The sequence below is a fragment of the Desulfitobacterium nosdiversum genome, from assembly GCF_049860565.1.
Taxonomy (GTDB): Bacteria; Bacillota; Desulfitobacteriia; order Desulfitobacteriales; family Desulfitobacteriaceae; genus Desulfitobacterium_A; species Desulfitobacterium_A nosdiversum.
In genome coordinates this window covers 3,123,830-3,147,619 of record NZ_CP172056.1, presented here as the reverse complement: position 1 = coordinate 3,147,619, position 23,790 = coordinate 3,123,830, and the positions used below count along the sequence as shown (strand labels likewise).

Genomic DNA, 23,790 nt, shown 5'->3' with positions numbered 1-23,790 from the left:
CAAATGCTTTAATATAAGTAGTTTAAACTTGCTAAAAAGAGAGGATTGACAACATGAAGAGTGTAAACTTCCAATATAAAGAGGGAGGACAGGTTCCGGATGAAGTGGGTTTGCTCATTTCAATTCTGGTACGCTACCCGGAAGTTTGCTCGGTTCGATATTTGCGAGAACAGCATGCTCTAAAATTCCAGTTTCTTCTTTTTGCCTCTGGTCAGGATGGCCATTTTCCTGATAAGATTCGGGATGCCATAGATGTTTTTCACCAGCTAGAATCAAGACCCATGAAATTATGTAAGACTGAAGGAAAAAAAGAGGAAGATTTTTACCGTCTAACGATTACACGTGACGTAGAGAGCATGAATCAGGCTGAAGTAGGGCTTATTGTGGATTTAGTGAAAGGAAGCTCTACACAGGAATTAGTGTATGATGAGATGGATTTAATGGAGGATGAACTCGAATTTCAAGAAGAAATTATTGAACAAATTCTTGAACAGCTTCAAGAAAGTGAACTCGATAAGAACTTTGTTGCTGTCCGTGAAGACGGACGGGTATTGGTATATAAAGAGAATTTTCGCCAGGTTGAGTTTTAATTTAATTTTTGTCATAATTTATGCGATTCTGGGGGGTTATCCTTTCTTTTTATTGAGAAGAATATTTTTAAGCATAAAGACTGTGAAGGTGATCTTTTGAATATCTTATTTATAGGGGATATCGTTGGAAATCCAGGGAGAGAAGCGATCAGTTTATTTCTAAATGAACTAAAAGATGAATATTCCATTGATATCACCATTGCTAACGCTGAAAATGCAGCTGGAGGTAAGGGATTAACCAAGGAGATTGCTGAAGAACTCTATGCGGCAGGGATAGAATTCATAACGATGGGCAATCATGTTTGGGACCAACGGACGATTATGAAATATATAGACGAAGAGACTCGCCTGATTCGTCCTGCCAATTATCCGATAGGTGCTCCTGGAAAAGGTTATGGAATGATACGCAAGTCAGGGCGAAAAGTAGGAGTTATTAATTTATCCGGGCGTGTTTATCTTCCGCCGCTGGAAGATCCTTTTAGCATGAGTATTCGTTTGGTCAACGAGATTGCAAAAGAAACGCAGATTATTCTTGTCGATATTCACGCTGAAGCTACATCAGAGAAAATTGCGTTGGGGTGGTTCCTCGATGGAAAAGTAACCGCTGTTTTAGGGACTCATACCCACGTGCAAACGGCAGATGCTCGTCTCCTTGAACAAGGTACAGCTTATATTACGGATGTAGGTATGACCGGTCCTCGAGATTCGGTTCTTGGCGTAAAAAAGGAGCTTATTATCAATCGTTTTTTAACCCAGATGCCAGTAAAGTTTGAGATTGCGACGGGTCCAATTCAGATTAATGCGGTTATGATTTCGGTAGACGACCGCTCAGGCAAAGCGCTTCAAATTGTTCCTATACAAAAAACAGCTCAAGGCAAAAAATAAAACTTTATAAAAATTCAGATATAAGAACGATAATATATAAAATGTTTGTTTAATCATGACGATTATTCTCGCATTAAGGCTAGGGATAAGAGTATTTGTACAAAAAAATCTGAAAAATCACAGAAGTGAAAAGAGGATTTTTTTACCTAATCGAGAATAAATAGCAATGTAGTGGAAATTCATGTCAGCGTATTGAACAGGAGGTTGTCGTTCATGGATGTGTTAAAAGTCTCAGCTAAGTCGAGCCCGAATTCGGTAGCAGGAGCTCTGGCCGGAGTACTACGGGAAAGAGGAGGAGCTGAATTGCAGGCAATAGGTGCAGGAGCCTTGAATCAAGCTGTTAAAGCGGTAGCTATTGCAAGAGGATTTGTCGCTCCCAGTGGTGTGGATCTCGTTTGCATTCCTGCTTTTACAGACATTCAAATTGATGGTGAAGAGAGAACGGCAATCAAGTTGATCGTCGAACCTCGCTAAAAAGAAATGGAAAAGCACCTGTTTGCTTCGGCAGGCAGGTGCTTTCTTCTATAAAAAATCAATTGGGAATAGCGAAAGGAGAATGACCGTGTTAAGACCGTGGGTGGCAGACGGACATTGTGATAGTATCGGCAACTATATTCAGGGTAAACGAAGCTTAAAACAAGGCAATGAAGGGGGGCATTGGGACCTTGAACGGGCTCGGGAAGGCGGACTAGCGCTTCAAGTCATGGCTTGCTATATAGAAAGTGAATTTAAGCCTTCATCGGCAACCCTACGTGGTCTAGAATTAATTCATGCTCTACATCAGTTCATCTCAGAAAATCCTGAAAAGGTTATGATAGTTCTTAGTCAAGAGGAGCTCAGACAGCTTCCGCACACGGATAAACTGGGAATTTTACTTAGTGTTGAAGGTGGAGAAATTTTAGGTGAAAGCCTGTTTATGCTGGATATTATTTATCAACTTGGCGTTAGAGCTTTAGGGTTAACTTGGAATCAAAGAAATGCCCTTGCGGATGGAGCAGGTGAACGTACCCATAGCCGTTTAACACGTCTGGGTGAAAGCGTAATTCATCGGATGAATGAATTAGGAATGGTAATCGATGTTTCTCATCTAAATGAGGAGGGATTCTATCATGTCCTGGATTTATCGGATGCTCCGATTATCGCCTCGCATTCCTGTGCTTATGAGTTATGTCAGCATCCCCGAAATTTAAAGAATGATCAGCTAAAAGCTCTCTCAAGAAATCGAGGGCTCATTGGAGTAAATTTCTATCCCCATTTTTTGAGCGCTGATGGGAAAGCAAGTTTAAACGATGTGGTCAGGCACATATCCCATATTGCTGATATTTCAGGTGTTGAGTCCATTGGTTTGGGTTCTGATTTTGATGGTATTGATAAAGCCCCTTATGGGCTGGAGCATGTCGGAAGATATCCCAATTTAGCGGAAGCATTACTCCAAGCGGGTTTTTCTCAAAGTGAAATTGAACAGATTTTCTACAAGAATTTTATGCGTTTATTAATGAATGTGATAAAATAAAAGAAAATCGTTTTGCTTATAAAGGAGTTAGATTATTTGGGGATAAAGCGTTTTCCTGAAGCAGATTTGCATTGCCATACGACAGCATCGGATGGCTTATTGACGCCATATGAACTTATCAAAGCAGCTTCAGAGATCGGGCTGAAAGCGGTTGGAATAACAGATCACGATACGGTAAGCGGCTGGAGTGAATCCATTAAAGCGGGTAAAGAATTTGGAGTCGAAATTCTAAAAGGGATTGAATTAAATACGGAATGGCAGGGGACGGAGGTCCACATTTTAGGTTATGAACCAGATCAGGAATCTAAACAGTTTCAGGATAAGCTTCGAGAATTACGCGAAGCAAGAATGAAACGAATGCTCAAGATTCTCGACCGATTACATAATATGAAAATTGATATTTCTGTTAGTGAAATTAAAGCTATTGCAAAGGGTGAATCAGTGGGGCGTCCACATATAGCGCAAGCGCTGATTCAACACGGTTATGCAAAGTCGATTAAGGATGCCTTTACTCAGTATATTGGAGCAAAAGCTCCAGCCTATGTCCCTCGATTTAAGCTGGCACCTAAAGAAGGAATTAACCTAATTCGTGAAGCAGGCGGCGTAGCAGTTTTAGCGCATCCTGGGCAGCATGACCTGGGAAAGTTTATACAGATTTGGGTTAACGAAGGCCTCCAGGGAGTAGAAGTAAGCCATTCTGATCATACACCTGAAGAGGAACGACAGTACCGGGAAATATCTCGGAAATTTCACTTAATTATGACAGGAGGATCCGATTTTCACGGTGAAGGGCGTAAGATGGGAGTAAAACTTGGAGGCTGGGGAGTTTCCTATGATGTTGTTGAACAGATTCGTGATTTAACAATCTGTCTGAGGAAATAGCGGAATGGCATTGAGTATCAACATACAACTATAAAATGCAGCTTAAAAATAGGTGGAGCAGGAGGATAAAGTTATGAGAGCACAACGACTTCAAGGGTTGGGAGCTTCCGTTTTTTCAAAAATGGATGATCTTAAAAACGAACTTCAGGAGCAAGGAAAAAGTCTTATTAATTTAAGCATTGGAAGTCCGGACCGAGCCCCATCGGCCGAAATTCGGAACGTATTAGGCCAAGCCGCTCTGGATGGGAATCAATATGGATATACCTTAACACGGGGAACTAAAGAATTTAGGGAAAGTTGTGCAAAATGGTATAAGAACCGTTTTGAAGTCAATTTGGATCCTGAACATGAAGTTCTTCCGCTTATGGGATCTCAAGATGGTTTAGCCCATATTTTTTTAGCGCTTATTGATCCGGGCGATTCTGCTTTTATTCCTGATCCTGGATATCCAATCTATACGGCAGGCCTTGTGATAGCAGGCGGAGAGAAAATTCCCTTGCCGCTATCCGCTGAAAATGATTTTTTACCCGATTTGGATGCGATTGATCCTGATGTTGCAGGAACGGCCAAAATGATGGTTTTAAACTATCCAAACAATCCTACGGCAGCGGTAGCGCCATTGGAGTTTTTCGATGAAGTCGTAAAATTTGCAAAGACCTATGATCTCATTGTTTGTCACGATGTAGCCTATTCGGAGTTGGCTTATGATGGTTATCGACCCGTGAGTTTCTTACAGGCTGAGGGGGCCAAGAAGGTTGGCGTTGAGTTTCATTCTCTTTCGAAAACATTTAATTTTGCAGGGGCAAGATTAGGTTTTGTTGTTGGAAATGCCGAGGTTATTGAAGCCTTATGCGAGCTTAAATCTAATATTGACTATGGTATCTTCGCTCCTGTTCTGAAAGCGGGAAGCTATGCCTTAAGTGTTCGTCAGCCTCAGGTTGAAGAGACCCGTCAAACCTATCAAAAACGGAGAGATATTTTAATTGAGGGATTTGCGGAGGCAGGCTGGAAGATACCGGCACCGAAGGGATCCATGTTTCTATGGGCTCCTGTCCCTACTCATCAGGATTCTCTGACGTTTGCTACTGATTTAGCGCGTGAGGCGGGTGTCATTGTTGTACCGGGCGTCGGATTTGGTGATCATGGGGAAGGCTTTGTACGGATTGCCTTAGTTCAAGAGGAAGAGATATTACGAGAAGCGGTAACAAGGGTGCAAGAGTTTTTAAGAACTAAGGATTAAATCGTTTCCCCCTGGCATAAACTATAAAGGAAACTGATGCCGGGGGTGTTGGCTTGGACAGCCATGAAGAAATAAAGAGTTTAAAGGAAGAACTCCGACTGACCAAGTACCGAGTGGGAGAACTTGAGCAGCGAATTGAGCATCTGCGAGTGAGTCGCAGAGTTTTAATGAACCTTCTTGAAAAAGTAGAGCGGGAAAAAGTGACACTTGTCCATAAACTGGAAAAAGAAAATATTCGTTTACAGCGGGATAATACACGATTTGCGAAATGGATTTTTTCAAAAAACCGTGAAATAATGAAACTGCAGGAAAAAATAGAGGAAAATCAAGAGAAGGCCTAAACCTTAATGTGTTTAGACCTTCTTTTTTAGATAATAATCAAAATCTTTTAATGACGATTATCTGCTAAGTAGAGCAAATTTCCAACTTCAGACTTTGGTGTATGGTGAAAGCGAATAAGCTGAACCACTTCTTCCTCAAGACCTGCCTGAGCAGAAAGTTCCGCACCCCATTTTGGATGCTCTTTTGCTAACTCAAGGGGGCGCGATAAAGATTGAATCTGAGATAAGCTTTTTAAGTAATCCCAGATTAACTGAGGAAGATGGGCTGCTAATACAACATAAACGCGCTGCCATAATTTTAAAGGATAGAGAGTCTTACCACAATCATGCAGCAACGCAGCCTGAATTAATTGATTTTTTTGAGATAGAGACAGAGATGCGGGATTAATTTTGAGCAAGTCCTGCGCAACATCAAGACAATGGCGTTGATCTGCCGGAAGTTGGGCGGTAAAAAGAGAAATAGCTCTTTCCGGGAGATAAGCTTGAATAAGAATAAGATCTTTAGAAGTTATTTGAGGAAATAAGCCATAATAAAATTGTTGAATACGGTAAAACATGTGAACCTCCTCTAAAGTCAAATGGTGTCATTTTTATTTGTCCTTACTATAATACCTTAAAAATAAGAAGAGTGAGAAAGTCTTTAATTATTTTTTCTTTAATTATTTAGCAGCAATTGCTTTGAAAAATTATTGCGTAATTATTGTAATTATTGCATTATTCGCGCTGCCTATAAAAAATACTACTATATTGGTCAATATTCTGATATAATATTTAGAAACATTTGAAAGGAGTTCCTTATGCTCTCAGCTAAAATTATTGGCGAAGGTCTCACGTTCGATGGTGTTCTACTCGTACCGGCTAAATCGGATGTTCTTCCCCGAGATATAGATGTTAGTACTTATCTGATCCCCGCAATTAAATTGAATATGCCTCTAATGAGCGCTGGTATGGACACTGTTACGGATTCAAGGATGGCTGTTGCTATGGCACGCGAGGGCGGAATCGGAATTATTCATAAAAATATGTCAATAGAACAACAAGCTTTAGAAGTTGATAAAGTTAAACGTTCTGAACATGGAGTTATCACAGATCCGATTTTTCTTCATCCTGAAGATAAGATTGAAGACGCTTTGGCATTGATGTCACGTTATCGAATTTCAGGTGTTCCGATTACTGTAGAAGGAAAATTAGTTGGGATTTTAACCAATCGGGATTTGCGTTTTGAACGGGATTATCAACGCCCGATTGGTGAAGTCATGACGAAGGAAAATTTAATTACGGCACCGATTGGAACAACCTTAGAACATGCTAAAGAGATTTTAGCACATCATCGGATTGAAAAGTTACCGATTGTAGATGATGAAGGTTACCTTAAAGGATTAATTACGATTAAGGATATTGAAAAGACGCGTCAATATCCAAACTCGGCGAAAGATGACAGAGGTCGTCTGCGTGTAGGTGCTGCAGTTGGTGTTACGGACGATACACTTCAGAGAGCGGAAGCCCTATATAAAGCGGGGGCTGATGTAATTGTCCTTGACACAGCACATGGCCATTCGTCAGGAGTTATTGAGAAGGTTAAAGAATTACGAGATGCTTTTCCTAATCTGCAAATTGTTGCAGGAAACGTTGCCACCGGTGAGGCAACTCGTTCACTTATTGAAGCAGGTGCAAACGCAGTTAAAGTTGGGATTGGACCGGGGTCAATCTGTACAACGCGGGTTGTTGCTGGAATTGGAGTGCCGCAAATTACTGCAATTATGAATTGTTATGCAGAAGCGAGCAAACATGGAATCCCGATTATTGGTGACGGCGGAATTAAGTTCTCTGGGGATATCGTTAAGGCTTTAGCAGCAGGGGCACACACGGTTATGATCGGAAGCCTTTTTGCTGGAACTGAGGAAAGCCCTGGAGATTTGGAGATTTATCAAGGACGGAGTTTTAAGGTTTATCGTGGTATGGGTTCGATTTCAGCTATGAAGGCTGGAAGCGGAGACCGTTATTTCCAAGAAAAAGATAAAAAACTTGTTCCAGAAGGAATCGAAGGCAGAGTTCCGTATAAAGGTTCTTTGGCCGATACGGCCTATCAAATGATCGGTGGTTTACGTGCAGGTATGGGCTACTGTGGAGCTAAAAATCTGGAAGCCTTAAGAAACGAAAGTCAATTTATTCGTATGACCCAGGCAGGCTTACGGGAAAGTCATCCTCACGATGTTACGATTACCAAAGAATCTCCGAATTATAGTCTTTAAATTTCAGGAGGTTATGTTTTGAATCAAGGTACTTCACAAGAGCCGGTGCGATGCCTTAAACCATGGCATTACGGATTACTCATGTTTGCGTTTTATTTGTTTTGGAGTTTGTTTTGGGGCAGCTTTTTTACCGAGATTTCGATCGTAAGTCAAATTATCTTTAATTTTGCGGTATTTTATCCCGCGGGATTTACAGCAGGATATTTTAGGACGCGCAGCCGATTGAGGGATGTTTACATTATTGGGCTGCTCTTTAACTCCTTAACCTATGGATTGGCCATAACCGGAGGCCAGACGGTGCAGCTGCCCATTATGTTAATTGATTTTTTAAGTATGGTTTTATGGATATTTTTAGGTATTCTTGTTGGAAAAAGAACGGCTGCTTAAAATGAAAAATCTCCTTTTCCAGAAGGAAAATTAAGGGTGCTGGAGAATTAACCCAGTATAAACTTATAATGGAAGGGGAGGTTTCCGTATGCTTGAATTATCGCGGCGCGAAAGAAAAAAGCAGGAAACTTATGAACGTCTTTATAAAACTGCTCTTCATCTTTTTCAAACTCAAGGTTATGAAACAACCTCAGTTGAACAGATCACCCAGCTTGCGGATGTTGGCAAAGGAACGTTTTATAATTATTTTGAATCAAAGGAGGCAGTGGCTCTAGAGTTTTCACGACGCCATTATCAAAAATTGATTCAGAAGGGGAGGAGCACTCAAAAAAATTCTATTAAAGAACGCCTTTCTGAGTTATTGGAAGCCTGGGCTGATTTCATGATCCATGAACGAGAAATGGCATGGGTTACGATCAAAAATAGAGAAGATGGGGAACTCGACAAGGGGCTCCATTATGGAATCATTGGTGTATTAACATTTGCTCAACGGGAAGGAGAAATTTCCGATCGCTTCAATCCGGATTTTTTAGCAGAGAGCTTAGAAGGTATGGTATTACAACATTTTATTCGCTGGCATGTTACACAGGAAGGTGAATTTAAAGAAGAAATGCAGCAAATAGTCAGCTTATTCCTTGAAGGGATGGCCGTGCAAAAAATTAATGCCTAGCCGTTAAAGCCGGAAATTAAAATAAAAAAATATTTCGCGATATCCTTCCAGTATGTTATATTTATTGAGAGCAAAAAAAGGGAGGATGTAAAAAGTGACTATATTTGAGGCCCTAATTATGGGGGTTGTTCAGGGGTTAGGAGAGTTTTTGCCTATTTCCAGCTCTGCTCATCTTGTATTGCTGCCTTGGTTGTTTGGGTGGAATGACCCAGGTCTAACTTTTGATGTCGCTCTACATATGGGTACGCTATTGGCAGTTGTACTTTATTTTTTTAAGGATTGGATAAGTATTCTTAAAGGAGCACTTAACCGTAAACCTTCAACTGAAAAACGTTTATTTTGGTATTTAGTTATTGCCACGGTTCCAGGAGCTATTATTGGCTTTGCCTTAGAGGATAAGGCGGCAACTGTCTTTCGTTCACCGCTATTAATAGGAATAATGCTGATTATCATGGGAATAATTCTCTATTTAGCGGATCAGAAAAAACAACTTAGAACAACGGAAACAATGACGATTTCAGATGCCATTCTTATTGGACTTTCACAAGCACTTGCAATTATTCCAGGTGTATCACGATCGGGCAGCACAATGACAGTTGCTCGCTTGCTTTCCTTAACGCGGGAAGATGCCGCACGCTTTTCTTTTTTAATGTCAACGCCGATAATTATGGGAGCGGGTCTTCTCAGTATACGTCACTTACACATTACTGATGTTAATATGGCATTTATTGTTGGGGTGGTTTCCTCATTTATTGTTGGTTTGTTAAGTATTTCGTTCTTATTGAAATATTTAAAAACAAGTAATTTCAAGGTATTTGTTGTTTATCGATTTATTGTCGGATTAGGGGTTATCGTACTAACTTTTTTGGGGAAATAAATTTAGATGAGAGTGTATGGGAACAAACTATACACTCTCATTTTTAGATGAAGCTATAAATAAAGAGGTATGCAAATATAAAAAAAATGAATAATTGTGGTTAAATCAGCAGGATTTTGTTTAATTTACTCGAACTTTTAAGTAGACTAAGAGTTAGGAGGAAGAGTAATGGAGTACGGAGCCCAACTGGAGAAACTCAACAAATGGGTGGGGCAGAGGCTTACGGGTTGTCCAGTACGTGATGGTGTTACTTTTCACAACAACAATGAAAAGATATTTAAGATCTTGCGACGGCGCAGAGGCTGGTATATCGAATTTTCAGTACCGGTACCAGCATGCCAGGGACTTACTGAGCTGACCCTTGAAGAAGCGAAAACTAAAAAATTAGGACGAACACGATGGATTTATCGAGGGACATCGGATGAGAATGTTCAAAAGCTCGTTGCTGCTGCAATTGCAAGTTTACCGCAGCCATATAGGATTGTACCGGCAATGACGCGCGAGGTTCGGGTAGTCTCTGAATACACGTGTCCTTGTCACAAAAAATGGGAAAAAATTATTGAAGATGCTTCGCTTTCAAAAGAAGTCCTTTCCCCTTTAAAGGAAGCCTGGAGATATTTAAAAGCAAAATCCTATGATGAATTCATTCATAAAATAGGAGAAGTACTAAGAATTTCAATGACGCGTATACTCAGTGAAAATGGCATAGAAGCCTCAGGTAATTTATATGAGCAGATTGATCTAGCAATCAATCGAAAAATCCTTCCTCAGTTTCTAAAAGTAGAGGCTGAAGAAATCTCAGAGAATAAGGTCTTTGAGCGTCATTTTGAAAGTCAAGATCGGGCATATCCTGTCGCTCTTATGTTGAGTTCATTTACGAGTAAAGTCATTAAATATGTGAAATAAGAATAAACCTCCAAGTCATTTCATAAGGTGACTGGGGGGTTTTTTTATGAATAAAAGAACACCACGAGGTTATGGATTATGGATGGGGCAGCTTCAGCCAGGCCAGCAAAATGATCTGTGTGATGTCCCAGGTGTATTAGTCGGAAATGTAACCCTGGTTAGAGGCAATGGTCCTCTTGTTCCGGGACAAGGACCGGTTCGTACGGGCGTTACAGCAATTCGACCTCACCCGGGTAATTTATATCGAAATCCATGTTGGGCTGGTATTCATATTTTTAACGGGTTTGGCAAATCGGTTGGGGTTCCTTTTATCCAGGAAACGGGAATTCTTAATTCGCCCATTTTACTTACGAATACTCTGAGTGTCAGTGCAGCTGCTCAAGGTTTATTAACATATTTACTTAACCAAAATCCTGAAATCGGAAACGATGCGCGAACTCCAAATTTAGTGGTTTTTGAGTGTGATGACTCCTATTTGAATGACATACGAGGTCAGCATGTTAAACCGTCGGATGCAATTCTGGCTTTATCTCGGGCGAAAAATAGTCGGGTTCTGCAGGGGAATGTAGGTGCGGGAACAGGGATGTCTGCATTCCAGCTTAAAGGCGGGATCGGAAGTTCGTCGCGGCTTATCCGGAGAAAGGATCAATCCTATGTTTTAGGAATGCTGGCACTGGCAAATTTTGGTTTGCTTCAAGATTTGTTAATTAATGGTGTTCCGGTTGGGCAATTACTATCGTTTGATGCTGAAGGCTATTGCCCCGGATCGTTAATTCTTATTGGTTTAACTAATGCCCCTTTGTCTCGTTGGCAATTACAACGCCTGGCACAAAGGGCTTTTTTAGGTTTAGCGCGTACGGGAGGAATTTCGCGAACGGGAAGCGGCGAGTTTTGTCTTGTGGTTAATACTCTTGGTTTAGGTATTAAAGATCAAATTTCGGATTGGGAGATGGATGACTTTTATCAAGCAGTTGTTGAAGTTTCGGCAGAAAGTATATGGAATTCTCTTTTCCTTGCCCAAACTATGGAAGGCAGAGATGGAAGAGTACGCTATGCTTTGCCTCATGAGGTTGTGCTCAGGTTATTCAATAAAAGATGAACGGATTGACAAGTCGATTTCTCTAATGCTATGCTTTTTATAAAGTTTCTTTAAGTGAGGGAGAAGCATGGTTAAATCTCAGCGTAAGTGGAATCTTGCTTTTTCAGTTTTTATGGTTATGATTTTTATAACTTTAATCCTAAACGTGAATATAAACATTGCCCTAATTTTTGCCTTGGGGACAGGGGTAGGATATACGCTTCAAAAATCACGATTTTGCTTTACAGCTGCTTTTCGTGATCCAATGATCACTGGTATTACAGAATTAACACAAGCGGTTATTTTGCTGATAGGAATCAGTGCTGTAGGTTTTGCAGCGGTTTACCAGATAAGTCAAGGGATTCACCGCCATATCGCCTTAAACATACTTCCTTTCGGATTAGCAACGATCGTTGGCGGAGTCCTTTTTGGTATAGGAATGGTTCTGGCAGGAGGGTGTGTCTCCGGAGTGCTGATGCGTATTGGTGAAGGATTTGCCATGCAAATGATTGCTTTTATAGGTATATTTATAGGAGCTTTTGCAGGAAAATATTCACAAGCGTTTTGGCGTAAAACGTTTGGGGAATGGCCCGGAGTTTTCATTCCTGATTTTTTGGGGTGGGCGCCTACTCTGATTATTGAACTTGTAATCCTTGCACTTTTATGGAAAATGGTTAGATGGTGGCAGCATAAGCGATTGGAGAGCAGGTGACTTAATATGGGAAAGTTTCAATTGGAGATTTGGGGAGAAATGTGCCCAATTCCTTTAATTAAAGCCCAACGTAAGCTCAAAACCATGAAAAGCGGAGATATCCTCGTTATGGAAACAGAGCATAGCTGCACTTCACAGGGAATTGTGGTATGGGCTAAGAATAATAGATATCAGATTGAGGAGACGGAAGTAGCTAATGGAATTTGGCATTTAGAATTAACCAAGACACATGATTAGAAAGAGTGTGATTAAATGAAAACGTTTTGGAAAGCTTTTTTCCATGGTCCCTGGCCATATTGGGTAGGAGCTGTGGTTCTTGCGTTTCTGAATATCACCATTCTCTATATTCGACATATGCCTTGGGGAGTGACAACGAATATTGAACAATGGGCGCAATGGCTTGGAGATCAGTTAGGTATAATGACGGAAAATCATTATACCTTTAAAGAGTTGATGTCATTTAGCGGGACCTATTTAAATTTGGGGGTTGTATTAGGAGCCCTCTGGTCAACTCTAGCCGCTTCTCAAGCTCGGTTTCGTCCTGTACGCCAAAAAAAATTCTTTATTTCCGCTGTGATAGGCGGGATTTTAATGGGATATGGTGCAAGAATCGCCTACGGTTGTAATATAGGTGGACTGCTAAATGGGATAGCTTCAAGTTCATTAACGGGCTGGATATTTGGAGGAGCTATTTTAGTGGGAACTTGGATTGGAACGAAATTATTGCTTCGTTTTTTAGTCTAGTTTTTAGCAAAGGTAACGCTCTTCAGGATCAGACAGAAATCGAATGAAGCGTTTGGCGGCAGTCGAGAGGGATTTATGTACTGGGTAAATAATGTTAAAATCTAAGGGCATATCCATCCCTTGTATTGTTAAGACTTTTAAGCTTCCAAGATAGGCTTCTTTGCGAACAGCCAGGCGGGGAACGATAGCTTCACCAAGTCCTGCTTCTACAGCAGATTTAATGGCATCAATTGTTGTCATTTCTGTAATTACATTAAGGTCATTGATGCTATGACCGCGTTGAGTTAAAGCAGCAGCAAGAATCTTTCGCGTCCCTGAGCCATCTTCACGAAGAATAAGGGGCTTTTTTAGGAACTTTTCTAGGGGAATACTGCCTTCATCCTGAGAATGCTGCGGAACGATCAGAACGAGCTCGTCCGATGTAACGGGTATCGCATTGAGTTCCGGAGACTCGTGATACCCTTCAATAACGGCGATATCAACCTCGTTAGCCATCACTTTGCGTAATACTTCATCAGAATTGGCAATTTCAAGACGAATTGAAACTTCAGGGTATTCTTCTTTAAAGAGATAAATCGAACAGGGAAGAGAAACGTTACCAATCGTTGTGCTTGCTCCAACAATAATCTGATGACTCTTTCTTTGCAGAACACCTTCCAATTGTTGTTCCATTTCATCATACAGATCCAGAATTCTTTCAGCGTAAGAGTAAAAAACTTCGCCTGCTTTCGTTAAGATAACTCCATGGGGTGTTCGTTCAAAGAGTTGTCCTTCGTAATATTCTTCTAAATTTTTAATTTGGGTACTAACCGCAGGCTGACTCATGTGTAATAGTTTAGCGGCCTTTGAAAAGCTTTGGGAGCGAGTAACTGTGCAAAAAATTTTGAGTTGATAATTATCCATAGCCGTCACCTACTTCTTTGAGCAATTCAAGAGTATGCATAAATTGTAAGCTCTTACTTTATATATTACAACATAATTATAATTCGAATAATACTACATAAATATTGTATAAGGACTACGGTTTACTTTTCAACAAAATAAGAGATGGCTAACGGCCATCTCTTATTTTGTTAATTTTAATGATAAGTCTATTTTACAACTTCATAGGATTTATCAGCACTCCAGCCTTTATCAAAGCCTTCTGTACCGAATCCAAAATTCAAGCTCTTTGTTTTGATACCATAGATGTTAAGCAAAGAATCTGCTTGCCCAGCAGTTTGTCCGGTATAACAATAGACAACAACAGTTTTATTTTTGCCATTTTCTTTAATGGAGTCTAGATTTTTTGCAATATCAGGACCATAAGGAATATTTACGGCGCCTTTAATGTGTCCTTTAGCAAAATCTTCTGCTTTACGAATATCAACGATGTAGTATTTGTCAGCTTCTTTAGCTAAAGCATCCTTCATTGCCGGAAGATCAATTTTATACGAGTCTTGAGGTAACTCATAGAAATACTTTTGGGCAGCTTCATCAATCGCTTTGTTTTTACTTTCAACTTTAGCAGCAGTTGGCATCGTTGTAGGTTCGGTAACAGTGGGGTAATTCTGACCGATCCAGCCTCTTGTTGCAAATCCAACGCTAGCGCCACCCATACCTGAGTTTAAGGAAAGGGTTTTAATTCCGGCGACATTTAACAAGGAATCTGTTTGTCCGGCAGTCTGTCCGGTATAACAAGCAACGATAACTGTTTTATCTTTAGCGAGGGCACGTATGCTATCTAGGTTTTTAGCAATTTCGGGACCATAGGGAATGTTGATAGCGCCTTTGATGTGGCCTTGAGCATATGCATCGGCTTTACGAATATCTAATACTAGATATTTATCAGGGCTTGTATCGAGCTCGGTTTTTAAATCCTTTTCTGAAATCTTATAGGAATTTTTAACAGTGGATCCGATGTCATTAAAGTAGGTTTGGATAGCCCCTTTAATGATTTTGGCTGGATCTTCCGCAGCGGCAGTTGCTGCAGGTGCAGGTTGAGTCGCCGCAGGTTGCGCCTGACCGCAACCCGTCACTAGAAGTCCAGCAATCAGGAGGTTGGAGAATAAGAGGGATAAGGTTCTTTTTCGCATCTTAACCATCCTTTCACTTTTAACAATTTAGTCTCACTAAAATATGTATCCCATATATTCTCTGAATATGTGAAAAACCCCTCTAGCACAATCCATAAAGGTTTGTTATATGCGTATAATATTCTCCTATAAACCTTGTGGAGGATAGAACATGCCATTTGAAGAATAAATTATTCGTAACCCAACTGTAAAAATCTGTGTTCTTATTGGATAAGCCATCGAAACGAGAAAGGGATACGTTTTTTACAGTATAAGCTGATATGTCTCTCATGTGACATATCCAGATGACTTAATAAGAGGAGGGCGAGAGTTTTGAAAGCTAGGTTAATGTCTATTGAATCTCTAGGTTTCCCGGTTATTTTTCTTTTGCTTTTCAGTTTTAGCATGCTTTTTCTAACGGGTTGCGGAAATAGCCAACAAACGGCAAGGCAAGACTCACCGAAAGTTAATCTTAGCCAGGAAAATGCAAAAACAGACCCTAATAATGCGGTTGCACCTTCGACGGCCAAAGTTACTCCCGATCAGTTAGAAGCGGCCATAAATACCAATAAGGGATGGCAGCTGATTGATATTCGGGAACCCAGAGAATTTGCATCCGGGCATATTAAGATGGCGATCAATCGACCTCTTGGCAATCTAAAGAACAGCCTGGATCAGATTAGCAAGGAAAAAGAAATTGTACTTATTGATCTTAATGGCGCACGTTCAGAGTCAGCTTATCAGTTCTTGTTAGAGAACGGTTATGACAAAACTAAAGTAAAAATCTTAACGGGTGGTATGCTGCAGTGGAGCGGGATTGTGAGTTCAGCTGGGAGCAACAGCGGAGGAAGCGGCGAAAGTGTTAACAATAACACAGGCAGCAGTGGTAGTAGTACACCGGAATCAAAACCTGTAGTTGAAGAAGTAAAAGGCGGCTGCTAAAAAGTTGCTTAATGAGAATTATATTGGCATAAGATTTTACCAGAATGGAGGGAAACGTATGAAACGTAGAAATTTCATAAAGGGCTTGCTTTATGGAACAGGCGGTACAGTGGCTGTCATGGGTGGGTTTGGAACCTTTAGTAATCTAAACGATCTCAAAGCTGAGGATAAGGGTAAGGGAAGCGAAACAACGGTTTTTTCTTCCTGTGAAATATGCAGAAATCAGTGCCCGATTGCCGTCAAAGTTAAGGATGGGAAAGTGATTAAGATTGAGGGGAATCCCAATGATTCAGCCTTTGGCGGTGTGATCTGCGCTCGAGGAAATGCAGGGCCATCACTGCTTTATGATCCGCAGAGGATAAAAAAACCGATGATCCGCACTGGAGAACGCGGCCAGGGAAAATTTAAAGAAGTCAGCTGGGATGAAGCTTATACGTATATCGCCGATAAATTATATAACATAAAGGATGAATACGGCGGCGAAGCGATTGCTTCAGCAAGTCGTAAAGGACCTCATGACTGGTTTTTTCGTTCAATCGGAAAAGCATTAGGTTCTCCTAATTTCTTTTCACATGAAGCGACTTGCCCTTTAACCCGTTCTGTAGGGCTAGATACAACCTTTGGCGGTGAGGCGTTTGCAGCAGATTATGGCAATGCCAAGTATCTAATTTCTATCGGACGAAACTGGTTTGAGGGAATACAAGTAGCACAGGCAAGAGCGGTCGCCAAGGCTATTAGTAATGGGGCGAAGCTTGTAGTCCTTGATCCACGGTTTAGTGTTACGGCTTCAAAAGGAGAATGGCTCCCGATTAAGGGTGCTTCAGATTTAGCGTTTGTTATGGCCATGGCTAATATTTTGATTACAGAAAATCTCTACGATCAAAACTTTATTTCTCAATATGCAGAAGGATTTGATAAATGGGCGGATGAGGTTAAAGATAAAACGCCTGAATGGGCAGAAAAAGAAACAGGGATTTCTAAGGATAAGATTATTCAAATCACGCGAGAATTTGCCGCAGCTAAACCTAACGCAATCTTAGATTTTGGTTGGCGCACGGCTTATACCCCGAATGATTATCAGCTGCGCCGTGCAATTCTAATTGTTAATATGATGATTGGCAATCTTGAAGTACCTGGTGGATATTATCAGAACAAGAGTGCGGCTTTTCTTAAAAATTTTTCGGATCAAGCTTCATACGCAAAAGGGTTAGGGGCTGTAAAACAACCGAACTTCCCCAAGGCAGCCAAGGGACGAATTGATGGGACGGGGGTTAAAGGTACCCCAGGACAGCTTATTCCTGCTTATGATGGAGCCGTCGGGCAAATTCTCGAAAGTATTTTAACAGAAAAGCCCTACCCTATTAAGGCATGGCTTGTTCATCGCTTCAATCCATATATATCTATTACGGAGAGTGCGAAGGCGCTTGAAGCCTTTAAAAAGCTTGATCTTCTCGTTACTTGTGACCTGTATATGACTGATACCGCTTACTACTCGGATGTTGTACTGCCGGAATGTACCTACCTCGAACGGTATGAGCCTATATTTGATATGTCTGGATTAACGCCTAAATATGTTTTAAGACAACCTGCGGTATCTGTTGTTTATCCAGAAACTAAACCCTACTGGCAGATTTATAAAGAACTTGCTGAAAAGATGGGATTGGGAGAATATTTCGAGTTCAAGGATATGGAAGACTATCTTACACAGCAGCTATCTCCCGCTGGGTTAACCCTAGATCAAATGAAGGAAAAAGGAGTTTGGACTCCCCCAGGAATGAAACCGTTCTACCTACGGGTTAATGACCCTAAAGCATCTTTAGATTTTGTTTTAGCGACTAAAAGTAAGAAAATTCAGATTTTCTCCGAAGAAGTTGAAGAAGCAGTAAAACAAGGTGTGCCTAAGTATGTGCAGTATCCACAGCCGGAAGAGGGGAAATTCCGTTTTGTTCAAGGGAAGGTAGCTGTCCATACGAATGCCGGAACAGCAAATATTCCCGTTCTGAATGAATTAATGCCTGAAAATTCATTATGGATGAATACAGCAGTCGGCACAAAGCTTGGCTTAAAAGATGGAGACAGTATTGTTGTTTCCTCCGGTAAGTACGAACAAAAAGGTAAATTAAAACTGACGGAAGGTGTCAGGCCAGACACTGTTTTCTGCTATCACGGATTTGGCCGGATTTCACCTGAACTTAAAAGAGCCTATGGTAAAGGAATAAATGATAATTACCTAATCCCTAATGAAATAGGTGTGGTCGGGAATACAGTGACATCAACAACATTTGTTGCAGTGCGGAAGGCGTAAGACTTTTTCAAAAATATAAAGTCATTAGAAGTGAAGACTTGAAGAAGAAGGAGAATTCATGGACAGAAGCATTAGCGCAGAACTCTATTTATCTTTTGCAGCAGTCTTTTATCGGCCTAACCCGGAAGTTGCAAATCACTTAGAAGAGCTTATTGATCTTTGGGCTGAAGCAATTCCCGGAATAGACAGATCAATTCAGAAGTTAAACGCTTTTTGCGATCAAATTCCGCCTGGGGAGCAGCGGCTTAACACTTTATGGGAGCATTATATTCCGCTATTTGAGACAGGTGCAGTTGAAGCTCCTCCATATGCTTCAGTTTATTTTGAGAAAGATGGGTTGGTTTTAGGTCAAGAGGCTGTAAAAGTCAAACAAGTTTATACAACATGCGGATTTGGGATGGGAGAAGGAAAGGAAGAACTTCCAGATCATTTAGCAGTAGAATTAGAGTTTTGTGCTTTGCTTGCCCGCGATGGAAAAGAAAAAGCTTTAGAAGATTTTGAGAGAAATTATTTAAATCCTTTTTTAAAGCGTATATTGCCCAGAATAAAAAATACCGGACGTCCGGTGTACGCAGCGGTCGCAGCTATTCTTGGATGCAGACAGCTTAATTTACTGAAAGAGGGTGATTGTGTTGGCTAAAAAATATACAATGATTGTTAATCTTGCAAAATGTATTGGATGTCAGGCTTGTACAGTTGCTTGCAAGTTTCAAAACAATGTACCAGAGGGACAGTTTAGAACCAAGACACCAGCCGAAGGGTTAAAAGGAACTTACCCGAATGTATCGATGTATTTTATCAAAGAAGCCTGTCAAATGTGTCAAAAAGCACCTTGTGTAAGTGTTTGTCCAACAAAGGCTTCTCACTATAACGAAGATGGAGTCGTTTTAATCGATATCAATAAGTGTGTGGGGTGTAAGTACTGTATGACTGCTTGCCCTTATGATGCACGGTTTATTAATAAAGAAACAGGCGCAGCAGATAAGTGTACCTTCTGTTATGAAGCGAGAGTTTCCAAGGGTGAAAAACCAGCATGCGTATCAACGTGTGTCGGCGGCGCTTTAATGTTTGGAGACCTTAATGATTCAACGAGCGATGTTGCACAGTTTATGGCAAAACATAAAGGGGAAGTTCGAAAACCCGAATATGGTACACACCCAAGTGTTTACTACATTTACGAAGGGGTGGTGAAGTAAAATGGACGTTACCTGGGGTGCAAGTGTAAATGAAGTCGCTTGGGGCGGTATGATTGCTATTTATCTATTTTTGGCAGGAATTGCTGGCGGAGCCTTCTTAACGGCCTCCTTGACCGATCTTTTCAGTAAAAATAAGTTTCATTCGATAATTCGCTCAGGAGCATATGTTGCACCGGCAACAATTATTATCGGATTGTTGTTATTAGTTGTTGATCTTGGCCGGCCGTTTACTTTCTGGAAGCTTCTTTTGAATGTAAACTTCGGGTCAGTAATGTCTATAGGAGTTTTTATCATCTCCATTTTCTCAGCTTTGTCTGTTGCTTATGCCTATCTTATATGGTCAAGTGCGAGTGTGAAAAACCGGGCTAAACTTACTTCAGCAAATTCTGAGGCAGCTGCAGCCTCGAGTACGCAAGGAATTCAAGCTCTTCGTAAACCTGTTGCAGCAGTGGGTGTTTTATTCTCTATTGGAACTGCTACTTACACCGGTTTCTTATTATCCGCAATTACAACAAATAACTTTTGGCATACATCATTTCTTGGAATTGAGTCTATCCCCTTCCTGCCTATTCTATTTTTAGTGTCAGCAGTTTCCACCGGCTTAGCGGCAACTTTGATTGGGGCTTTAAATTGCTGTGATGTGACAACATATAAAAAAGTGGATATTGCCCTAATCATCCTTGAAATTGTGTTACTCTCAATCCTTTATCTATCTGTTAAGCCGATTTTCTTTACTGGAAGTATGGCTAGTCTATTCTGGCTTGGCGTAGTGGCGGTTGGTTTGATTATTCCCTTGATTTTATCTGTGTACAGCCTTATTAAGCATCATAATTTTGTGGCTCCGGTTTGTACGATGGTTGTAATTGGTGGACTGTGTTTACGATATTTTGTCGTTTACACTGGACAAATGTTTAAATGATAAGAGCTTATACAAAGATGCCATAAAGTTTATATTATTAAAATTAAACGGGCATAGGCCCGTTTAATTTTAATATCTAATGCATTACGATAAATATGCTAATTAAATATTTTCAAAAGGGGTGACCATGTTGCCAGATGATCGGTTGCTCTATACTCGAAGGCAAGTTTTACATCTAGGAAGAAAAGCTCTCATGATGATAGGAGTTTGCAGCATTTATCCTGTTTCGCTTTTTTTAACCGGTAAAGAAAAGCATCTAGCTGAGGCTCGTATTGAGATCAAGGAAATGCTGCTAAACAATAAGTGGCAGAGGCTGGGGCAAACTCGTTTTTGGCTGCGCCAAGGAGACGATGGTGTAGAAGCCATGTGGGCGAGCTGTACTCATTTGGGATGTGAGGTAAGCTTTGATCTCCAACAGGATCAATGGATTTGTCCCTGCCACGGAAGCCGTTATAACAGGGAGGGTCAGCCTGTACAGGGACCTGCAGTTACCTCTTTGGCTCGAGCAATCGTAAAGGAGAAAGATGGTTATTATACTTTGACTCAGCCGGCAGAATAAGTTGGCCGGGCTAAAGAAGCAGGAGGCAGAATAATGGGAAAGCAGGCAGGCAGCTCTTTTTTAGAGCATATTCGCCCTCGCCGGATAAAGTTAGGAGCCCTTCAGTTAAGAGCGACATTTTGCTTAGGGGGATTTTCCTTCCTAGCATTTATCGTATTAACGATTACTGGAGTTATACTTTTGTTTTATTATCAGCCAGGGGATAAAGCTTTTGCTTCACTAAGCGAAATCGATTCAGCGTTACCTTACGGGGGATTGATCCGTTCCTTACATTTTTGGTCAGGTCAGATGATGGTGATTAGTGTATTTTTACATATGATTCGGGTGGTATGGTCGAAGGCATACCGATCTTTAAGCGAGTTTAATTGGATTACAGGGGTCATACTTTTGGGTTTAACTGTCATCCTTGACTATTCTGGGTACCTGCTTAGAGGAGGGCAAGAGAGTGGAGCAGCATCATCGGTTGGCCAAACTTTGCTGAAAGCGTTACCTGGGGGAAAAGGCTGGGCTGCTATCTTTTTTGGGCAATCTTCTCCGGTAAACGGAAGTACTTTGGATATTTTCGTTTGGCATGTCTTCATTCTCGCTGGAATAGCAGGTTTTTTACAAATGTACCACTTTTGGCGGATTCGAAAAGATGGAGGAGTTCGCCCTTTGTAAAGGAGACGCTTTATGAGTTGGCGATTAATATTGAGAGAAGAAAAAATAAGTGATCCAGAACCTAAAGGAGAAGTTATCAATCCAAATAAGAACGAAAAAGTCGTATTAAGTGAATTGCAAACGAAAGAACTGATAAGCCTATTTATTTGGCTGGGCTTTTTATTTGGGCTGACTATTTTTGTGAAAGTCCCGCTAGACAGCTCACCGGTAGCTGCCCCTGTTAGTATCTCAAAAGCCCCTTGGGTATTCGGTTCAATTCAATGGCTTTTAAAATGGTGGCCGGTTTGGCTCAGCGGGTGGGCTTTTCCTGTTTTATCAGCAATTATATTATTTAGCTTACCTCGATGGGCTCCAAAAGCAGGTGAAATGTGGACATGGATTATCTTCTTCGTTCTAAGTTCGGTTTGGGTAGGATTAACTTTTATGTATTGGTTAATGGGCTAAGGGGGGATTTTTCAGCGTGTCGAACTCAAAACGTTTAGTTATTCTTTTGAGCTTGGCCATTGTGTTTTGTTTTACTATGTTTATGCTGGCTATAAAATCATTTAGCTCATCTTCATGGCAGACTTGGCAAATAAAGTATTATCAAGCCCAGATTGCAATGCGACAAAACAATATGGCTAAGGTTGAGGATGAGGAACAGATTGGAAGAATTAAACTGGAAATAGAAGACTTGCAGCAAAAAAAGCCCAACATTCAAGAAATTCACTTATCAAATGGTCAAATTGAACGTTGTAAAACATGCCATTTAGGGATTGAAGAGATTTCAAAATCTCACCTGAGTGATATAGGCTGCACGATTTGTCACGGCGGTAACGCTCTGTCCTTAGATGAAAAAACAGCTCATGAGGGAATGTATGGCGGAGGGCACCCTGGTCAATTGGATGTTGCCCGGCTGAGCTGCGGAGGCGGAAGTACTGCAGCAGGACAATGTCATAGCGGAAATAGGCATGAGATCGATAATCAAGTTGATTTAATGACAACCTCTTTAATGGCCGGTAAAGGGGGAGAGCTTTCTATGACCAGATATATGTATGGTTTAGATATTCCACCTAAAGTGCTGCTTAAACCAGGAGAGAATGCCGCCAATGTTCAGGCCCCATTTAACCATCGTCCAGAAGAACCGAAATTTCAGCAGAATTGTTTGTCAGCCTGTCATCAGGCAAAAGGCAGGCTTGAGGGGCAGCAAGCACAAGCCAATGGGTGCGAGAGCTGTCACGTGCTTAGTAATAGCACCCATACTTATGAGGGACAGGATATAACAATTTCCCAGCAAAAAAGCGGTTACGGAATATCTCATAAGTTAACGGTTCAAATTCCTTATACACAGTGTAATCAGTGTCATAATCAGGGGGAGTATAAACTTTATACCATGGATTTCACGCCGCGTTCTGATTTGAACCGTGTTAAGGCCTCTCTACCTCCTGATAGAGAGAGTCTAGAGTCACGTTGGCAAAATGTGTATTCTCCGGGATTAGTTTTTACCCAGTGCGAAGTCAACTTAGACTGCATAGACTGTCACACTCGAAAGGAAGCTATGGGCGACGGAGAAATGTATTCCTCCGAATGGAATGCCTTAAAGCTCCAATGTCAAGATTGTCACGGAAGCACAGTAAGCAAGCCACAAGGATGGAAAATCACCGATAAATCGGATATCGCTTGGGCAGAAGCCCGTATTAATTCCAATTTTCCTCCATTGAATATAGGGGATACAATTCTGAAGACCTTAAGAGGGGAAGAATTACCCTATGTTCGTCAGGAAAATGGCCAATGGTATAGTTACCGAAAAACGAATGGAGAGAAGTTTCTGATACCGCAGGTTATAGGAAGCGATTGTCAGCAGGATCCCAATAAACAATCCGCTGATAATTGTCATCAATGCCATGATGTGTCGAAAAATAAACCTACTTCAGGTGGATACAGAAGTCGAAACTGATCTCTTAACTAGCAGCTGTAAACCGGTAGGAGTAAATAATTAAGCGAGGGGGTTAACAAAATCCCTTCGCTTTTTCTCTAAGCTTGTGTCATTTTGTACGTTATTGATGCGTAAATATGTAATATGACAAAGGGCTAAGGGA

At 41.0% G+C, this 23,790-nt stretch carries 28 protein-coding genes; 25 read left to right on the top strand and 3 right to left on the bottom strand.

The annotated features are described in order from the left end of the window. Window positions 1-53 precede the first annotated feature (53 nt). From ACHOLT_RS15175 to ACHOLT_RS15145, 7 genes are all read left to right on the top strand, one after another. Window positions 54-590 carry a hypothetical protein gene (locus ACHOLT_RS15175; RefSeq protein ID WP_425802301.1) on the top strand — a complete coding sequence of 179 codons (537 nt, stop codon included), beginning with the start codon at window positions 54-56 and terminating at the stop codon, window positions 588-590. Between the two features lie 96 nt (window positions 591-686). After that, window positions 687-1,475 carry a TIGR00282 family metallophosphoesterase gene (locus tag ACHOLT_RS15170; RefSeq protein ID WP_425802298.1) on the top strand — a complete coding sequence of 263 codons (789 nt, stop codon included), beginning with the start codon at window positions 687-689 and terminating at the stop codon, window positions 1,473-1,475. A gap of 213 nt (window positions 1,476-1,688) precedes the next feature. After that, window positions 1,689-1,949 carry a stage V sporulation protein SpoVS gene (gene spoVS / locus ACHOLT_RS15165; RefSeq protein ID WP_011459952.1) on the top strand — a complete coding sequence of 87 codons (261 nt, stop codon included), beginning with the start codon at window positions 1,689-1,691 and terminating at the stop codon, window positions 1,947-1,949. Window positions 1,950-2,031: 82 nt separating this feature from the next. After that, the gene (locus tag ACHOLT_RS15160; protein ID WP_425802295.1) at window positions 2,032-2,988 is read left to right on the top strand and encodes a dipeptidase; all 957 of its coding nucleotides are present in this window, start codon (window positions 2,032-2,034) and stop codon (window positions 2,986-2,988) included. 36 nt (window positions 2,989-3,024) lie between these two features. Beyond that, on the top strand, window positions 3,025-3,870 hold the full coding sequence (locus ACHOLT_RS15155) for a PHP domain-containing protein (RefSeq protein WP_425802292.1): 846 nt from the start codon (window positions 3,025-3,027) through the stop codon (window positions 3,868-3,870). A 73-nt stretch (window positions 3,871-3,943) separates the two neighbouring features. Next, window positions 3,944-5,110, top strand: a complete 1,167-nt coding sequence (locus tag ACHOLT_RS15150; protein WP_425802290.1) for an aminotransferase class I/II-fold pyridoxal phosphate-dependent enzyme — start codon at window positions 3,944-3,946, stop codon at window positions 5,108-5,110. 53 nt (window positions 5,111-5,163) lie between these two features. Then, on the top strand, window positions 5,164-5,451 hold the full coding sequence (locus ACHOLT_RS15145; protein WP_425802287.1) for a translation initiation factor 2: 288 nt from the start codon (window positions 5,164-5,166) through the stop codon (window positions 5,449-5,451). A 47-nt stretch (window positions 5,452-5,498) separates the two neighbouring features. On the opposite strand, the gene ACHOLT_RS15140 is transcribed toward ACHOLT_RS15145, so the two are convergent. Next, complete coding sequence (locus ACHOLT_RS15140) at window positions 5,499-6,008, bottom strand: HD domain-containing protein (protein ID WP_425802285.1); 510 nt, start codon at window positions 6,006-6,008, stop codon at window positions 5,499-5,501. Between the two features lie 240 nt (window positions 6,009-6,248). On the opposite strand from ACHOLT_RS15140, the gene guaB reads away from it, so the two are divergent. The 9 genes from guaB (at window position 6,249) to ACHOLT_RS15095 (ending at window position 13,077) form a co-directional block, all read left to right on the top strand. Then, complete coding sequence (gene guaB, locus ACHOLT_RS15135; protein WP_425802282.1) at window positions 6,249-7,703, top strand: IMP dehydrogenase; 1,455 nt, start codon at window positions 6,249-6,251, stop codon at window positions 7,701-7,703. Between the two features lie 18 nt (window positions 7,704-7,721). Then, window positions 7,722-8,090 carry a hypothetical protein gene (locus tag ACHOLT_RS15130; RefSeq protein ID WP_425802280.1) on the top strand — a complete coding sequence of 123 codons (369 nt, stop codon included), beginning with the start codon at window positions 7,722-7,724 and terminating at the stop codon, window positions 8,088-8,090. A gap of 88 nt (window positions 8,091-8,178) precedes the next feature. Continuing rightward, window positions 8,179-8,760, top strand: coding sequence for a TetR/AcrR family transcriptional regulator (locus tag ACHOLT_RS15125; protein WP_425802278.1), 582 nt, complete (start codon window positions 8,179-8,181; stop codon window positions 8,758-8,760). Window positions 8,761-8,854: 94 nt separating this feature from the next. After that, entirely contained in the window at window positions 8,855-9,637 is a 783-nt protein-coding gene (gene uppP, locus ACHOLT_RS15120) for an undecaprenyl-diphosphatase UppP (RefSeq protein WP_425802276.1), read from the top strand. A gap of 168 nt (window positions 9,638-9,805) precedes the next feature. After that, window positions 9,806-10,543: a hypothetical protein gene (locus ACHOLT_RS15115; protein WP_425802274.1), complete on the top strand. Its 738-nt coding sequence runs from the start codon at window positions 9,806-9,808 to the stop codon at window positions 10,541-10,543. Between the two features lie 46 nt (window positions 10,544-10,589). Then, window positions 10,590-11,642 carry a P1 family peptidase gene (locus ACHOLT_RS15110; protein ID WP_425802272.1) on the top strand — a complete coding sequence of 351 codons (1,053 nt, stop codon included), beginning with the start codon at window positions 10,590-10,592 and terminating at the stop codon, window positions 11,640-11,642. Between the two features lie 67 nt (window positions 11,643-11,709). Continuing rightward, entirely contained in the window at window positions 11,710-12,333 is a 624-nt protein-coding gene (locus ACHOLT_RS15105) for a YeeE/YedE thiosulfate transporter family protein (RefSeq protein WP_425802270.1), read from the top strand. A gap of 6 nt (window positions 12,334-12,339) precedes the next feature. Further along, window positions 12,340-12,570, top strand: a complete 231-nt coding sequence (locus ACHOLT_RS15100) for a sulfurtransferase TusA family protein (protein ID WP_425802267.1) — start codon at window positions 12,340-12,342, stop codon at window positions 12,568-12,570. A 15-nt stretch (window positions 12,571-12,585) separates the two neighbouring features. Continuing rightward, window positions 12,586-13,077: a YeeE/YedE thiosulfate transporter family protein gene (locus tag ACHOLT_RS15095; RefSeq protein ID WP_425802264.1), complete on the top strand. Its 492-nt coding sequence runs from the start codon at window positions 12,586-12,588 to the stop codon at window positions 13,075-13,077. Between the two features lie 3 nt (window positions 13,078-13,080). Here the strand turns inward: ACHOLT_RS15095 and ACHOLT_RS15090 are convergent, their stop codons facing one another. Both ACHOLT_RS15090 and ACHOLT_RS15085 read right to left on the bottom strand, forming a co-directional pair. Beyond that, on the bottom strand, window positions 13,081-13,980 hold the full coding sequence (locus ACHOLT_RS15090; protein WP_425802262.1) for a selenium metabolism-associated LysR family transcriptional regulator: 900 nt from the start codon (window positions 13,978-13,980) through the stop codon (window positions 13,081-13,083). Window positions 13,981-14,168: 188 nt separating this feature from the next. Next, window positions 14,169-15,152 carry a rhodanese-like domain-containing protein gene (locus tag ACHOLT_RS15085; RefSeq protein WP_425802259.1) on the bottom strand — a complete coding sequence of 328 codons (984 nt, stop codon included), beginning with the start codon at window positions 15,150-15,152 and terminating at the stop codon, window positions 14,169-14,171. A gap of 312 nt (window positions 15,153-15,464) precedes the next feature. Here ACHOLT_RS15085 and ACHOLT_RS15080 point away from each other — a divergent pair, with 312 nt between their 5' ends. From ACHOLT_RS15080 to ACHOLT_RS15040, 9 genes are all read left to right on the top strand, one after another. Then, on the top strand, window positions 15,465-16,073 hold the full coding sequence (locus tag ACHOLT_RS15080; protein WP_425802257.1) for a rhodanese-like domain-containing protein: 609 nt from the start codon (window positions 15,465-15,467) through the stop codon (window positions 16,071-16,073). Window positions 16,074-16,131: 58 nt separating this feature from the next. Then, entirely contained in the window at window positions 16,132-18,378 is a 2,247-nt protein-coding gene (phsA, locus tag ACHOLT_RS15075; protein WP_425802254.1) for a thiosulfate reductase PhsA, read from the top strand. A 58-nt stretch (window positions 18,379-18,436) separates the two neighbouring features. Then, on the top strand, window positions 18,437-19,018 hold the full coding sequence (locus tag ACHOLT_RS15070) for a TorD/DmsD family molecular chaperone (protein WP_425802251.1): 582 nt from the start codon (window positions 18,437-18,439) through the stop codon (window positions 19,016-19,018). Further along, window positions 19,011-19,574, top strand: a complete 564-nt coding sequence (locus ACHOLT_RS15065; RefSeq protein ID WP_425808093.1) for a 4Fe-4S dicluster domain-containing protein — start codon at window positions 19,011-19,013, stop codon at window positions 19,572-19,574. The genes ACHOLT_RS15070 and ACHOLT_RS15065 overlap by 8 nt, the downstream gene beginning before the upstream one ends. A gap of 1 nt (window position 19,575) precedes the next feature. Further along, complete coding sequence (gene nrfD / locus ACHOLT_RS15060) at window positions 19,576-20,493, top strand: NrfD/PsrC family molybdoenzyme membrane anchor subunit (protein WP_425802248.1); 918 nt, start codon at window positions 19,576-19,578, stop codon at window positions 20,491-20,493. A 127-nt stretch (window positions 20,494-20,620) separates the two neighbouring features. Further along, complete coding sequence (locus ACHOLT_RS15055) at window positions 20,621-21,052, top strand: ubiquinol-cytochrome c reductase iron-sulfur subunit (protein ID WP_425802245.1); 432 nt, start codon at window positions 20,621-20,623, stop codon at window positions 21,050-21,052. Window positions 21,053-21,085: 33 nt separating this feature from the next. Beyond that, complete coding sequence (locus ACHOLT_RS15050; RefSeq protein ID WP_425802242.1) at window positions 21,086-21,712, top strand: cytochrome b N-terminal domain-containing protein; 627 nt, start codon at window positions 21,086-21,088, stop codon at window positions 21,710-21,712. A 12-nt stretch (window positions 21,713-21,724) separates the two neighbouring features. Continuing rightward, on the top strand, window positions 21,725-22,156 hold the full coding sequence (locus tag ACHOLT_RS15045) for a hypothetical protein (RefSeq protein ID WP_425802239.1): 432 nt from the start codon (window positions 21,725-21,727) through the stop codon (window positions 22,154-22,156). A gap of 16 nt (window positions 22,157-22,172) precedes the next feature. Then, window positions 22,173-23,648, top strand: a complete 1,476-nt coding sequence (locus tag ACHOLT_RS15040) for a hypothetical protein (RefSeq protein WP_425802236.1) — start codon at window positions 22,173-22,175, stop codon at window positions 23,646-23,648. Window positions 23,649-23,790 lie beyond the last annotated feature (142 nt).